Below are 14,445 nucleotides of genomic sequence, written 5' to 3' on the forward strand. Positions count from 1 at the left end.
GACTACTCGTCGCCTTCTTTGATCTCCCGACCATCCTCTGTTTCGAGCGCGGCTTCGAGGTCGTCAAGGCGGTCTTGGTGGCTGTCAAGCCGTGCCTCCTGTTCGAGATCGATGCTGAGGAGCGCCGGCAGCAGCGGGTTCTGGTGGTTCAACAGCCCGCTCGCGTCGGCGTGCTCGCGAGTGTAGGTAAACAGTTGATCGAACCGGGGTTGGTCGCGACGCCGGAGCGCACGCCGGAAGTCCGTCCAGCGCTCTTCGATGGCTCGCAGCGCATCTCGGTAGGTTGGATTCATACGCCCCATCGCTATCGCCCCCCGCCGGTCGCCGTCCACGCGTCGAGCAAGGGGTCCGCGGTGGCCGCCACCGTCTCACCGTCAGCTGTGACACCCGTCCCGACGCCCTCCGGGGTCGGCGTCGACGGCGCCAGCGTCCTCGGCTCCACGCCGACCTGCGTTGCGCGTGCCGCGAGCAGCTGCCGCCAGTACGCGAACGTCGTCTGGTAGTACGCGCCGTCGTCGACGGGATAGACGAGCGTCTCGAAGTTCTCGCCGACGACCCGTGGGCCCATCCGAGTCTGCTCGCACTCCAGGTGGTGGTCAGCGACCGTCGCAATTGGCTCGGTGAATTCGTTTCGTTCGTTTCGCGTAACAAGCACCGGGATGTCGTATCCCTCGGCGTAGGTCGTTAACCGGGCGAGGGTGCGGGCTTGGAGGGTTGTCGCGTGAGTCTCGCCGAGGGTATCGTCGGCGCAGTACTGGGCGTCGACGGCCGGGGCGACGATGAGGGCGGGCGTGTGGGGTGACGTGTCCTCGTCACGACCTGGCGCCCCTCGACCGGCCGCCCCGGAATCGACGGTGGACGTCTGGATCGACTTATTCACCGCTGACGGGAGATCACAGACGGCGCCGTAGTGCTGGTAGGCGGTAAATCCGCGTGCGACATGGATTCGATCGAGCAACCGTTGGCTGGGCGCGATCTGGGCGAGTGTCGTCGTCGTCGCGTGTCCTTTTGCGTCGACCCAGAAGGCGGGCCCGTCGTGCAGAAGGAGATGATCGAGCACGAGCGACTGCAGGATCGGGACGCCGCGGCTCCCCTTGATGTCGAGCAGCGTGGTGCCGTCGTCGAGCTGCGGCAGCAGCATCTCGTCCGTAGCCGGAGCGGCCTGGTCAGCAAGGGATCGATTGCGGTCAGCCCCCCGTGTCGGCTGGTCCACCGCCAGTCGATTCGATGTTGAGTGTTCTCTCATACTCGACTAGTTGTCCACATTCCCGATAAGCCGCGGCGTGTCGTTTCCGCGTTTCCGGGATTACCATCGCATTCGCGGAAGGCAGTGCTGTCATAGGTTCAGAACTGGCGACAACGGGTTTCCGAGGTCGGTTCATGAACTCTTATGTCTCTCTAATTAACAACACAGTCTCAGAACACAGACTGGATGTTGGTTGATTAGGAAAATACGCCGTATTCTCGTCGGCATCAACTTACCTGACGAACATGACGTAATACCCACTAAAGAGGGGCTACAAAAGGGCTAGACCCCGTTTTCGTCTCGGATTTCGATATTCCCGACGTTCAGATAGTGGTCGAAATCTCCGCCGCTCATCGCCCTACCAACCGCTGCATCAAAACTACTGATATAGATCTCCTCGTAATCCTCGGGCCCTTCCGGAGGAGACTCCGAAGGTGTTCTAACCGGAAGAGGGAGTTCGCAACGCCCTTCATCAATCCAGAGAACATCGACGTAGTCTATCCTTGAGGAACCCCAATATAGCCAGAACCGGCGTTGGAATACGTCCTGCTCGTGATGGAAGTTGTCTAACCAGGGTTCGTAGAAACTATTCTCATTGTGAAGCCGTACATCTTCCCCGTAGTCTTTCTCCTCAAGACGAAGATCCGGCTCGGGTTTGTAAACGTACTCGGGTGGTGCATCAATGAATTTCCAGTCGCTGGTCTGGGATTCATAGATCATCCGTCTTAGCTCGGACACCGATGGCATACCGCCCCCTTCTAAACCCATTGACAAAAGAATACCTCTAACTGTTCAACGCAGAATCCCTGCTCAAACCAGCCATCTCTTCTTGAATGAAGCTAAACCGGAGCTCACCAGCGACTTCCAAGAGTCCAGCCCTGAACTCGGCTCTGCGAATATATACCAGGGCAGAGTCTAAACAAAGGATATGGCACGCGATATCGAGAACTTCCGAGATGTCGTTGAGAGGCGGTCTCAATTCTATGAATCAGCCGATCTCCGAACCATAGCGGTAGAGCAAGACTCGAAGTGGTACAACCTGCATACCGATGCTCAACTCCGCCCTGAGAAACCAGATCAACTCTCTATTTCCACAACGGAAGTACTGGGGCCAGCCGCATATTTCCGAGATGTTGTTTCGTTTGATGAGCTATGGACTCTGTTACCGGAGATGTTCGGAGGCGAATACTCCGGCTTTGATGAACCAGTAGTCTTCCCTGGCCTATCAGTAGATGAAGACGGTGAGGAGTACTGGAAGGAGAATATTCACCGAGCAAATTATTGGGACTACGACCGGGCCGACGACGCCTATGGAATCCTTGTCCAATCCGATACCGAGGAGCCACTACCAGACAGGAACGAGTTTCAAGAAAAGCTGAGACAGCTGGATCCTCCCTACTACGATGTCGATGACCTGTGTCGGGGACACTTGGGTCATACCTCCTACCGATGGACCAGTCCTCAGACCCAGTTCTTTGCTCCACTCTACGTAAAAATGGCAAAACACGAGATAACCGAATCAGGGGATCTCGAACTCAGGATACAGGCCCACGAATCAATTACTGATCCTGTGGTGAGTACCTGGGCGAAGAAAGACCGGGAAATAATCGACCGGGCAAGGCACAAACCTGCTGAACCTCAGTCTCTCGACGAGTGCTTCCACCAATTCAGTATTAACTGGGAGATCGAGGGGAATCCATCCGATGTCTACACCAGCATCTTTCATTCTATGTTCGATCAGATCCAGGAAAGCAGCCGGTTATCCTCTTCTGTCCCTGTGATAGCTCTCGAAACAGTTCTCGGATTAACGGATGAAGAACTCTCCAACTTCTTCGATCAAATCTTGGTCACACCGGACAAGCAAACACTTGACAAAGTATCGTTCGCTGATGACTTCGAGGCCGCTGTAATCACGTTGTTCAGTTTGGCAGGATTCCTCGCCTTTTCACCCGACTGGTTTGACCACTTTACTAACAAAGGATCTCTACCAGATCTCTTAGCGTACTTTCCAGAAGAGGGCGTCCTATTAGTCGGTGAATGCACCTTAGCCGACAGTGACGACAAAGTCAAAACGAAAGTCAACGACGCACTGGCTTCTGCTCACGAAATAGAAGATCGGTTCGATGAAATAGATCTACTTGATCCAATGGTCATACCCGTCTGTATCACCCCCACAGAATCTGTATCCTCTGTGGGCTTACCAGACGACGTTGAACTGCTCACAGGGCCAAATCTTCAAGAGATTAAACGACAGGCCGAAAAGAGCGGTGACGCTAACAACGTCTTGAGGGAGTGGGATACCTATAACCAGGAACAACAGTTCAGATAGATATTTACAACTATTGAAATCTGTTAGCCACTATGTGCGGACGCAATTCTCTCTTCGTCGATCAAGGCGACCTCGAGGCTCGCTTCGACGCCGAAGTCGTCGCAGACGGCGGGTACACACCCCGATACAACATCGCGCCTGGCGAGGACCTCTACATCATCACGAACGAGGCTTCAGACGAGATCGACGCCTACCACTGGGGGTTGATTCCGTTCTGGGCGGACGAGCCCGAGGAGGGCATCATCAACGCTCGCTCCGAGACTGCCGACGAGAAGAGCGCGTTCAAGCGGGCGTGGGAATCTCGTCCCTGTCTGGTCCTCTCGTCAGGGTTCTACGAATGGAAATCGCCAAACCGCGGGTCGAAACATCCCTATCGGATTCACCGCGAGGACGACCCCGCGTTTGCGATGGCCGGCCTCTGGGACGTCTGGGAGGGTGACGACGAGACGATCTCGTGCATCACGATTCTTACGACGGAGCCGAACGACCTGATGAACTCAATCCACGACCGGATGCCGGTCGTCCTCCCGCAGGACGCGGAGTCCGACTGGCTCGCCGCAGATCCGGACACCCGCAAGGACCTGTGCCAGCCGTACCCGAACGATGATTTGGACGCCTACGAGATCTCGACGCGAGTCAACAACCCCGGCAACGACGATCCCCAGGTCATCGAGCCGCTGAACCACGAGCAATCGGGCCTCGGCGAGTTCAGTGCCTGATTGGTGACGGCGTCACGGTCATTGCATCGGCGACCCAGCAGCTGAATCGGCGAGTGGGTACTCTCGATCCCGGATGGTGCCTTCTGCCGTGAGGCGGTTTTCGAGATGCTCACGCTCGGTCTCATCCAATTGTGTCTTCCGCTGAGGGGTATCACGTACTATACGACGATGGCCCGTCTGTTATCGGGCTAGCACCCATCCTGATCATCTGATTCCGTGTCCGATGGCCATGTTGGGCCTTCTGGGCGGGGGATCTTCTCAACCAGATCCTTCTCGAACTGTGAAGCTCTCCAGGCTATCACGTTCTCCTTCCGCTGGACGTACTTTTCGTCGGTATCCAGCCACCGGGCAATCTCCTCGTAATTGTGACCAGCACAGAGCAGCACCATCACTGCGAAATCGAAGCGATCGAGATTGCTCTCGTTCGCATCGGCATCAATCCGGTCGAGGAACGCCTGTGAGGCATCACCGACAAACTCCATCAGTATCTCATACAGCTCTTCGTCATCAAATCCATCAAACGTGAATCCCTCCGTGATGTTGTTCCTAGGGTCATTCTCTTCGGTATCCCAGCGAATCTCTTCGAGGGTTGCTCTTTCACAGTCGTGAAGTCTCGATAGGCGCTCTGGATTCTCCTGTTCCCAGGTCGTGATTGTGTCGGCTACTGCCTCAGATTGAGCGTGTTCGATATAGGACTCATACCCCCGCTTCGCGATGACTGACTCGATGTTCTTTCCCGAGATCGTCAGTAGGACGGACGCACATCGATCAGTCTGTTCGAGGATCTGTGCGACTTCGCGACGCGATTCGAGTTCGTCGAGGCCTGCACGTTTCTGCGCGTCGTGGACGAGGTTGTTTCTACGTTCTTTGACCTCGACAAGCGATCCGTGGTCACCCCCGGTCAGTATTTGGATATCACAGAGTTTCTCTAATCGCTTAGCGTGCCCCATACTCCGGACGTGCTCTGTGATACTGTCGAGACGGGCTTCCTCGCGAAAGAGTTCGTTGAGAACTGTCTCTGTCGTCAACTCTTCGATGAGTGCCGAGGCGAGGAGGAGATACGAAAAGAATGACCGCTCAACGTCGCTGTCGATCTCGTCGGTGGACCGGAGTTTTTCAGCGATTTCAGCACGCTGTTCGAGATAATACTCGAGGACGTTGTCTGAGTGCCCGATGAGAGAGTTTTGGCGTTCTACGTAGGCAACTTGGAGGAGTAATTCCTTCTCGAAAGGGGTGCTCTCACTCAGCTTCTGGCACTTCTGGAGCGAAGTTGTGGGGAGATGGCGAGTCAAATAATCGATGTCGTCGTAGACCAGCGGCGTATTCGTCGGACAATTGTCTACGATTGACTGAAAGTCGTCGTTATCAGCGAGCTCGCTGAGTGCAGCACGTATCTCGCCGACGCTAAGTTCCCGGACATCTTCTGACGGGTCTGATTCTTCACCGACCGGAACAACGCGGTACGACGCATCTCCAACGATGACCACCGGCCCTTCCAAATCGAGAACCTGATATTCCCCGATTGGGCTCAGAGAGACTGTCTCTGCGTCTATTGCGAACGATAAGTTGAGATCAGTTTCGTCGCCCACGCGTCAAAAACTGCAAAGGGGTCTATTCGACCTGGGCTTCGTACTCGTCCCAAAGCGTGTCGATGTCCGTGCCGGTCTCCTCAGAGATATGGCGCAGCAACTGCGCCCTGTTCTCGAACCGACGGAGCTGGCCCTTTGCGCTCATAGTAAGACATAATCGCTCCTGCAGTAATAAATCACGGGGGTACATTCTCTCGATCCACAAAACACGACCTATTAGCTCTTTAATCACCCTGCTCAGCGAGTGTGGGAGATGGTTGGTTGACGGCTGTGTATTCCCGATCTCGGCTGGAACCGTCTGCTTCGAGGAGGTGGTATTGAGTCATCTTTGACAGATATACCCGAAAGGATTGCTTGGTCCGTGGATAATCGACTGCCTCAGAATAGCGCTCGTGGATCTCGCTCGACCCGACCGGCCCGTGCTCGCGAACGATGTCGTAGACGTCGAGCTGGTGCGGCGTAATCGAGTCGATGCTCGTCTGGCAATGGGCACGGATTTGCTATTGATCTTCTGAGACGGTGTCTGAGCTGTCTGAAAGTGACTGATTCTGTAATCGACCAGCGGGATAGTATCTACCCTCGTCTTTGCTATAGAGGTAGGTCTGGATCGGTCTGAGTGTGTTTGATTTTCGCCCGAAGAGAAAGGCGAGCCCTATCGGGCCAGCTATGAAGAGATGAATGGTCGATGTTTTTGGCAGTTCTTTGACCGCGTCTCGTACCTTGGTTCGGAAAACATCTGCAGCATGGGTTGCCTGTGGCGGGGACAGTTCCACATCAGGCCCATCTTCCGGTGTCAATCTGAGAATACCGTTGAAATCCGGAAGGTCGTTATGCATCTGGTCTATCTCCGGTTGCACATCGGCAGCGATGTTGACGAGCACCGCCAGCTCCGATCCGTGATTCGGTTGTCGCTGGAGATCTCCTTCTAACCCGCTTTCCTCTTCGTTGATATCGAGTTTCCATTCTGTCATCCCGGCAGGGCCGGTGGGTTGCATCCACGTTGCTTGGATACGACGTGTGGTTGGAAGACAGTAACCGGCCGCGAAAGCAGCGGGGAGATGCGTTCGGCCACGGAAGCGGAGGTGGCGGCCCGATGCGTTTTGAATGAGACAGTCCGTTACCGTGGTTAACGCCGGGAGTAGACGTTGGTTCCATACTTCTTGGGATGGTGGACCATGTTCGAAAGATCTTGACCAGTCAATAGCAATCGCTGGATCGATGTCGTGAGCCGGCGATTCGTAGGTGTCAAGTGAGCATTCGAGAGGCTCACCGTCCGGTACATACCCATCTATCCGCTCGATCCGCTCTGATAAGACGGCCTGGACGATATCTGTAGCTTTGTCAGACGTGGCCGCCTCTAGGGGGAGCATTTTCCAAGCGGAAAAGTCGTGGAGGATCGGTGCCTCGTTGAGTATCGATTTGGCTTCTCCAACGCTGATATCGGGACATGGCACAACGACCACAAAAAACTCGTCATCCCTATCCCACCGATTATTGAACCCCGGCAACTCGTCGTTGAGAATGATGTCAGAGTCGGCTACGCCCTCACTGACGAGCGCAATACCACTGGCTGTTTCCGGGTTCTCCAACTGGTCGATGATTTCATCTCTGAGTGGCTCCGGCTTCAAATCGAAGATATCCCGCCAAATCGGCACCCCGTGTCGCTCCAGTTCCGTTTGCAAGAAGTTGGCGACGTCCGTCTGTTCGTGCTTATAGCTGAGAAATACACGGCCAGTTGGATCAGTCATATGTCGTCACCGACGTTGAGAGTTGAAACAGCATCTGGGTTGTCAATCCGTTCTAACTGCTCGTATTCCTTACTATCGTGGAATAGATAGGCGTTAATCGAGAACTGACCCTCTTCGTCCTGACCAACGATGAAGAGTAGCGGATGCGGACAGTCGTAGCCGTCGTCGTTGGCGATTTCATTCATCGCAGTTCGATCGTCCCGACTGATATCGGGTGAAGCGCCGGGATGGTAGTGCCATTCACCGAGATAGTCGATACCGATGCTCTCCCTGGCATCTTTGAGCCACTCCTCGACTTTGTCGGTTCCTCGGAGGAATCGAGTTGGTTCTTGAATGGAGTCCCGCGGTGGGTCTCGGGCATTAACCACCAGTGCTGGTCCATCGAGACGGTCGGTACCAGCCAGAATACCGCCCGTTTCACATGGATGTTCCTTTCGGCAGCGATCATACATCGCTTCAAGACACGTGGCCGGAATCTGTACGGTGATTGGCGATTCCGGCGCTCGCCATATTGTTCCGTCCTGGAAGGGAGGTGTGGCCTGTGAAATAGTCGGCAGCTCGTCGTCACTACCGGTCTCGAGTACGGTGAAGTGATTCTCGCGCAGACTCAATGCCGTCGCCTGATCAAGAAGCCGTGTCACTGTCCCAGCCCACGTCATCACCCGGTCCGTTCGGATAACTGATGCTGGGTGCCAGCAGCCCACTCGTTCGGGGATGGCATCCTCGTCTTCGTCCCATTCGATCTGTTCTTGCAACCGCCATGGATCGAACGCTTCGTTGTAATCGCTGTACGGAAAGGTATGTGAGTAAGCTGTGAAGCAGAACAACCGGTTCGCTCGCCGACCCATCGCAGCGGAGCAAAACACGACCGGGTGATTCCATCTAATCGCATCCAGAGCGCGACGAACTCCCCGTGACGCGGTACAGTCAATTACTACCTCCGCTTCTCTAATTGGCTCCGGCAACTCACCGCTCGGTGGAAAGGCGCTATCCACATCAAGAACCTGGGCGTACGGTGCAATGGATTCGAGCCGGTCCGCGATTGCTGTCGCCTTGTTTCCTCCCACCTCATCGATTGTTAGTGTGTGGCGAGCCACGTTGCCGATCTCATACGTGTCGTTGTCGATGATGGTAAGCTGCTGACAGCCGGCTCGAACGAGGTTCTCGGCAACCATACTGCCGAGCGCTCCCGCTCCGATGAGCACGATGTTGCGATCCAGAAACCACTCTGTCATATGCCCGCGTCTGGTGAGCTGCTCATGCGACCAGTTGTCCGAGTCCAGCCACCGAATCTGTTCCTCTCTGGCTTCCCGCCGTTCGGCTATCTCAGGCCCCTTTCCAGTATCTCGAAATCCGCCGGAGAGGTCATTCGGATCTTTGAACTCTTTTATTTCGATTGGTTGCCAATAGATGATCTCGGGGTCGCCGTCAACCGTTGCTGGGATGGGGAATCCAATTAGAAGGACCTTGACCGGCTCATCGTCCAAGACGGGCTTGATATTCGCCCGTAGTTCGTACGGGTCGGTCTCGGTACCCTCGAAAAATACGTCTAACTGTTCCCACGTCTCCGGGGCCTCCCACGGGGGTTCAATCGGCACCTCTTCTAACAGTGCCCACGCTCCGGAAACAGAGTCATCAGGATTCGAATCGATATATCCGCCCCATTGTGGCTGATAGACGACTTCATCGTCGCTATCTTTGAACGTACCAGTCGCGTATGTCTCTTCAGCAGTTGGCAACGAGCGGAGATTGACTGTCCCCCACTGTCCATACGCCGTCCTCCAATCTGAGAACGACTCCTGCGTCTCGTTGAATGCGATGGTCGTGGCCGAAGCCGAGTTCGTATCGAAGGCCGGGATTTCAAACGGTTCGTCTGGTTTCCGGAGTTCCCCTTTCGCAGCATTACTTAACCACCGCAATGCTCGGTCCATATGCCAACAGAGTCGATCACGGCTTGTGCTGGGTTCGCCGGTGGCTCCCGTTTGACTGAGGGTGTGCCCATACCGAGCAACACAGATATCGCCTCTTCGCCACGGAGTATCGTCGCTCCCAGCAACGTTCAGCTTCTGGTGGGGAAATGTGGCGGTAATGGTGTTCTCTTCTTGATCCGCAGGGTAGATCCCAATTGAACCGGCGGGGTACGTATCCCGTAGATGGAGATACCAGCCTGTCTCGCGTGGCACGTCCGGATGGGGTTCTAAGTCGTCTGGAGAAAGCCTGATCTTGACAATCCACTGTCCGTTGCTATCGTCTCGATATGGGTCTTTGAGGACGGTGACCCCATCCCGTTCGGCAATGGCTGCGACGGCTTCTGTAATTTCGTGGGGAGGCATTTATTACGTTAGCTGTCCGACTCGGCGAATTGGTGGTCCGATGGATCCTCTACCTGTGAGGACGACCCTACTGACATGGCTTTCTCCCCTCCATCGTCAGAATCGTCGTCACTTCCGAATGGAGGGAATTTCTCGCCGAAGAGCTGGTACCAGTAATCCCTCGATGTTTCGTTGTCTTCCTCATCCAGTGCTGTCCGCGCGAGCTCTGCGGCATCCTCTGTCTCATCGTAGAACGCCGCGAAATCTTTCCCGTCGATTTGTTTTAGGACATCATTCTGGGAGGTTCTCGGGAGACCGTGAGCAGGCAGGGTAGGGGTTTCCTCAGCCATTGCTTCGGTCTTGAACTTCCGTGTAAGTTCTTCGAGCGTCCTTGTCACGCCCTCGGCGACGCTGTTGATATCATCAGGACAGCACTGGCCAACGATGTGCTCGAGGGGATAGCTTGTCGGTCCTTCGACGTCAGGTGTCTTCGTTCGCCGCCACCATTTGATGGCCTTGACGACGTTCACGTAGTGACCATCCGTGATATCGTTCTTATTTACAGTGAAGGCGATAGTCGCGAGGGGATGGGTATTCTCCCACTCGTTCTCATCTCGATGTGGGATCTTGAGCGGTTCGTCCTTCCACTCGTCGTCGCCATCTGCCGAGATATTGAGGGCCTCTGCCACCGTCGAAAGGTTGTCCGGAGTCAGGGCTGTTCCCACGTCCAGTGAACCCAGTGATTTGACGGCTTCACGTGTTGCCTCGCTGGGTGCCGCTGTCAAGACGAGATCGATCTCCACCTTCTCTTCCTCGATCTTGTAGGAGTGGGCATTCGGTTCCCACTGCCCCTCATAGTGTTCCTTCAGGAACGGTTCGCATTTCTCCAGCGCTACGTCGGTATCAAGGTCACTGCTGAGATCAGAAACAAAGACGACGTCAACGTCGGATTTCTCGTCTTCCTGCGGTCTGAGTGCCGTCCACCGGCGGTAGCTCCCCTGTAGAAAGTCTGCAACGTAGAACTCGTCGATGTCGTCGTCAGTCTGCAAGTGATCGCGGAGGGTTTCGTGACCCTCCTTGTAGGCATCATTGTGTTCGTCCTGCGGGCGGATGTCTGACAGGAAGGTCTCGAACAGTGTGGGAAGTGTGGTCATAGTGTATCGATGTTCTGGAATGTTTTAAGTGGTTGTTGCAGCAGGCGGTGACTCAATGATTGCGTATTCTCGATCTCGGCTCGTGCCCTCGGCCTCGAGTAGGTTGTACTGGGCCATCTTCGAGAGATAGGACCGGACTGTCCGTTTCGTCCGTGGGTCGTCGACTTCGTCCGTATAGTGGTCGTGGATCTCGCTCGGCCCGACCGGGCCGTGGTCCCGGACGATGTCGTAAACGACGCGCTGGTGGGGCGTGAGTGAATCGAGGCTCTTCTGCTTGATCTGCGCACGGGCATCCTCGGCAGCGTCTAGGAGGACATCGTCGGTGATGTGCTCGTGGTTCTCGCGATCTGCCTTGCCGGCGGCCGTTCGGAGGATGCCGATTGCGAGGCGGGCGTCGCCGGCGGCCGCGTCGGCAATCCGGTAGAGTTGGTCGTCGGTGATGACGTCCTCGTCGAGCCCCCACTTCGCCCGCGCACTCAGGATATCGTACAGCTGCTCGTCGTGGTACTTGTCCATCCGGACGTGCTCACTGGAGCGCAGCCGGCTCACGAGGCGGTCGTCGACGCGGCTGAACAGCTCCTCTTCCTTGTTCGCGATGCAGATGATCGCGAACTACGGGAGACTGTGGAGGTCGTAGAGGACGCTGGGGTCTTCGAGCTGGTCGACCTCGTCGAGGATGACGACGGTTCGCGGGCCGTCATGCTGCTGGAGGCGGTCGACGAGTTCGTCGTGGGGCGTCGACTGGCGGTGGATGTCGATGGTCGCGCCGAGATCGTCGAGGATTTGGTAGAGCGTGCGGAACCGGGTGTAGTTGCGCCAGCAGTTGACGTAGGTGGTCTCGACGTCGAGGACCTCTTCCCGGAGTCGTTCGGTGACGAACTTCGAGATGCAGGTCTTCCCCGTCCCGCTGGGTCCGGTGACGATGGCTGTGTCGGCCGGTTCTCCGTTCATGATGGGCTCGAGAACGCTGGAGAGATGGTTGACCTCGGCGTCGCGATGCTCCACTTCCCGTGGGACGAATCCGGTCCGGAGAACGCGAGCATCGCGAATCATACGGTATTGACAGGCTGATTTAGCGTCAAGTCTTAAATACATGACTGGGTCGTTTCCGGAAAGCAATCTCACGAGGGTGTTGATGGTGCGAGAGAACGCGTCTAAGACCGATTTGTCGGGACTTCGTAGAACTCTTCGTCCATCTGTTTCCGGAAACCGAGAGTTTCCTGAATTTCGTCACCGGCGGAACAATTCGATCAGATGTTCGAGGACATCTTCACCACCAGAAACAAGACGGATCGCTTGCGCAATAAGCGAGATTCGATTATCGGTCGCCATCAACCCTAGCCGCTCTCCCCACCCAACGGCTGATGCAGCTATTGGAACCACTTTCACGACTAACGCCGCCAAAATAACTGGCAGCAGGATTATCATCAGGAGGACGGTCTTGAACACGCCCGGTGCTAACTCTGAGAGGAGGGTGAGGACTCCGATTCCCAATATTATCCAATTTCGGATGAGTTCGTAAGCACCACCGCTAAAAAACCGATCATAGACCCAGAATAGGACTCGCACCCATATCGATGGTTGCGAATGGTTCGGATCCGAATCAGCCGAACTCGTAGCCATCGTAGACCTTAGATTTCCGGTTCCTCTCCGTATGAATGGGAAACTTGATCCAGAATCTGACTTTTGAGTTCCTCCCAACTCGGTTGATTCTTCTGGGATTCCATCTGCTCGATCCAGTCCTGCTCGAACTCGAACAGCAAGTAGTCTGAGTTCTCTGAGCAGCGAATAATCCCCTTCACATCCTCGAATACCCCCTTCCGACAAGCCATCAAGAAGTACTCAGGAATCACTTCACGGACTTGCTTTTGTTCGTCTCGGGGAGCAAGATCGCCTTCATAGTTTAGCTCGAGGATGACGGTCTCATCGCGGACCTTGAGATCCTCGAAATGTATCTGTGTGGTGGTAATTTTATTCTGCAGATAATTAATGAAGAACTGGTAACTCCGATGAGTTGACGTCATAGTACAGTACGGTGTGCCGTTTTTAATAGGCTTTGTGCCGAGTTACCGTGGCTAGCCATCAGAACCCTCTTTGGTGCCGTCTGAAACTGGATCGAATGATGGAATTCCCCGAAGCATTGGTCGGGATCGTATTCGCCATTTTGGCCCTCATCAGCGGCTTCTTCCTCATTACAGCAGGGATTGGTCTATCACTGATTCCTCCCTCCGTTCCGATCTTCGGATCCGCTTCCCAGATCTCCTCTGTAATCTATGTTTCCGGTGGTGGTATACTCGTGACTCTGGGCTGTGTTGGACTGTACTCCATACTCCATAACTCGCTTAGAGGTTCACGAGGAAGAGGAGGATTTAACCGATAATCCAGTTGTTCGATAGTCTATCCTCTCTTCAACGAAATAGCTCTCCCAGCCAAACCCAGACCCGCTGCAACCTTTACTTTCACCCTGGTTAGCGTGCCTTTTTGAAACCACAGCAAAGTGCTAGATGTATGGACGATAAGAGTAAGAATCAGCTCGGCGGTGGGGCCATTGGCGGTGCCCTTGGGGCAGCAGCTGGCGGTCCCACTGGTGCAGTCGTCGGTGCAACAATAGGTGGGTGGCTGTTCGGACGGGAGAGCGACCACAACGACACCCTCCGTAAGACGTTTTCGGCAGTCAAGGAGTCGACGAGTGACGACGCGAATCTCTACGTCTCCCATATCGATCCTGCCGGAGCCGAATCGACGAGTCCCCAGGGTATTATCGACGGTGTCAACGGCGAACCCGATCTCATCTCGATTGACTCAACGAGCGCGAATTTGATCGTTGAGGTCGAGACGATGAAGGCGATCGCCGAGAACGGGAGTCATGCACTGGATCAGCTTCAAGACTACCGTACATCAGGATTCAAACGTGTTCTCGTCGTTCCTGAAGATGAGATCGAAGCTGCCGTCGAGTGGGTAGAAGCACACGAAGATCAGGGTACTCTGGAGGGATCAATCACGGTTGCATCCCCCGAGCGGATTGCGAATGTACTCTAATTTCTCGAGCTACGAGCCCGAGCGAGTGCGATTCTCAACGAACTCTTTGCCCACTGATCGAGGAACTCTATAGTCTCCAGGCGTTTATCGACCGAGCCATCATCAGTCAGGTGGTGGAGGGAAGTATCGGGACGATTTGATGGCCTATCGCAGTAGATACGACGTTTCGGTTGTACCTCTATGCTCTTCCTGGTGATGAGCCAACTGTCGAAATTGAATAGGTTCAAAAGAATAGCACGTTCGCGAGCGTCGTTGCGACTCCCTCGTGATCTCTATGATCTCCTTTCTAAGAGGGTGGTTGACTACCCG

Annotated in this window: 13 protein-coding genes and 2 pseudogenes; 3 read left to right on the forward strand and 12 right to left on the reverse strand. The window is 55.1% G+C overall.

What is annotated here, in order from left to right:
* Nucleotides 1-2: 2 nt before the first annotated feature.
* From NKG96_RS20255 to NKG96_RS20265, 3 genes are all read right to left on the reverse strand, one after another.
* Entirely contained in the window at nucleotides 3-302 is a 300-nt protein-coding gene (locus NKG96_RS20255) for a DUF8156 family protein (protein WP_254538842.1), read from the reverse strand.
* Between the two features lie 2 nt (nucleotides 303-304).
* Nucleotides 305-1,141 (reverse strand): hypothetical protein, encoded by an 837-nt coding sequence (locus NKG96_RS20260; RefSeq protein ID WP_438267457.1) that lies wholly within the window; start codon nucleotides 1,139-1,141, stop codon nucleotides 305-307.
* Between the two features lie 387 nt (nucleotides 1,142-1,528).
* Nucleotides 1,529-1,993 (reverse strand): hypothetical protein, encoded by a 465-nt coding sequence (locus NKG96_RS20265; RefSeq protein ID WP_254538742.1) that lies wholly within the window; start codon nucleotides 1,991-1,993, stop codon nucleotides 1,529-1,531.
* Nucleotides 1,994-2,174: 181 nt separating this feature from the next.
* On the opposite strand from NKG96_RS20265, the gene NKG96_RS20270 reads away from it, so the two are divergent.
* A complete protein-coding gene (locus tag NKG96_RS20270; protein WP_254538743.1) occupies nucleotides 2,175-3,575 on the forward strand; it encodes a hypothetical protein in 1,401 nt (466 codons plus the stop codon).
* A gap of 32 nt (nucleotides 3,576-3,607) precedes the next feature.
* Nucleotides 3,608-4,294, forward strand: a complete 687-nt coding sequence (locus NKG96_RS20275; protein ID WP_254538744.1) for an SOS response-associated peptidase — start codon at nucleotides 3,608-3,610, stop codon at nucleotides 4,292-4,294.
* A 188-nt stretch (nucleotides 4,295-4,482) separates the two neighbouring features.
* Here NKG96_RS20275 and NKG96_RS20280 read toward each other — a convergent pair whose 3' ends face one another.
* The 9 genes and pseudogenes from NKG96_RS20280 to NKG96_RS20315 all read right to left on the reverse strand — a co-directional run bounded on the left by NKG96_RS20280 (nucleotide 4,483) and on the right by NKG96_RS20315 (nucleotide 13,121).
* Nucleotides 4,483-5,883 (reverse strand): hypothetical protein, encoded by a 1,401-nt coding sequence (locus NKG96_RS20280; protein WP_254538745.1) that lies wholly within the window; start codon nucleotides 5,881-5,883, stop codon nucleotides 4,483-4,485.
* Between the two features lie 22 nt (nucleotides 5,884-5,905).
* Nucleotides 5,906-6,028 carry a hypothetical protein gene (locus tag NKG96_RS20955; RefSeq protein WP_008528531.1) on the reverse strand — a complete coding sequence of 41 codons (123 nt, stop codon included), beginning with the start codon at nucleotides 6,026-6,028 and terminating at the stop codon, nucleotides 5,906-5,908.
* 79 nt (nucleotides 6,029-6,107) lie between these two features.
* Nucleotides 6,108-6,365, reverse strand: a pseudogene (locus tag NKG96_RS20285) (AAA family ATPase); the annotation flags it as partial.
* A gap of 18 nt (nucleotides 6,366-6,383) precedes the next feature.
* A complete protein-coding gene (locus NKG96_RS20290; protein WP_438267448.1) occupies nucleotides 6,384-7,631 on the reverse strand; it encodes an SAVED domain-containing protein in 1,248 nt (415 codons plus the stop codon).
* Nucleotides 7,628-9,964: a ThiF family adenylyltransferase gene (locus tag NKG96_RS20295; protein WP_254538746.1), complete on the reverse strand. Its 2,337-nt coding sequence runs from the start codon at nucleotides 9,962-9,964 to the stop codon at nucleotides 7,628-7,630. The genes NKG96_RS20290 and NKG96_RS20295 overlap by 4 nt, the downstream gene beginning before the upstream one ends.
* Nucleotides 9,965-9,972: 8 nt before the next feature.
* Nucleotides 9,973-11,097 (reverse strand): SMODS domain-containing nucleotidyltransferase, encoded by a 1,125-nt coding sequence (locus NKG96_RS20300; protein ID WP_254538747.1) that lies wholly within the window; start codon nucleotides 11,095-11,097, stop codon nucleotides 9,973-9,975.
* Nucleotides 11,098-11,121: 24 nt separating this feature from the next.
* Nucleotides 11,122-12,150 (reverse strand): annotated as a pseudogene (locus NKG96_RS20305) (Cdc6/Cdc18 family protein).
* Between the two features lie 177 nt (nucleotides 12,151-12,327).
* On the reverse strand, nucleotides 12,328-12,720 hold the full coding sequence (locus NKG96_RS20310) for a hypothetical protein (RefSeq protein WP_254538748.1): 393 nt from the start codon (nucleotides 12,718-12,720) through the stop codon (nucleotides 12,328-12,330).
* Between the two features lie 8 nt (nucleotides 12,721-12,728).
* Nucleotides 12,729-13,121, reverse strand: coding sequence for a hypothetical protein (locus NKG96_RS20315; protein WP_254538749.1), 393 nt, complete (start codon nucleotides 13,119-13,121; stop codon nucleotides 12,729-12,731).
* A gap of 484 nt (nucleotides 13,122-13,605) precedes the next feature.
* On the opposite strand from NKG96_RS20315, the gene NKG96_RS20320 reads away from it, so the two are divergent.
* A complete protein-coding gene (locus NKG96_RS20320) occupies nucleotides 13,606-14,136 on the forward strand; it encodes a hypothetical protein (RefSeq protein WP_254538750.1) in 531 nt (176 codons plus the stop codon).
* The last annotated feature ends 309 nt before the right edge of the window (nucleotides 14,137-14,445 follow it).

The organism is Halomarina litorea (genome assembly GCF_024227715.1).
GTDB classification, from domain to species: Archaea; Halobacteriota; Halobacteria; order Halobacteriales; family Haloarculaceae; genus Halomarina; species Halomarina litorea.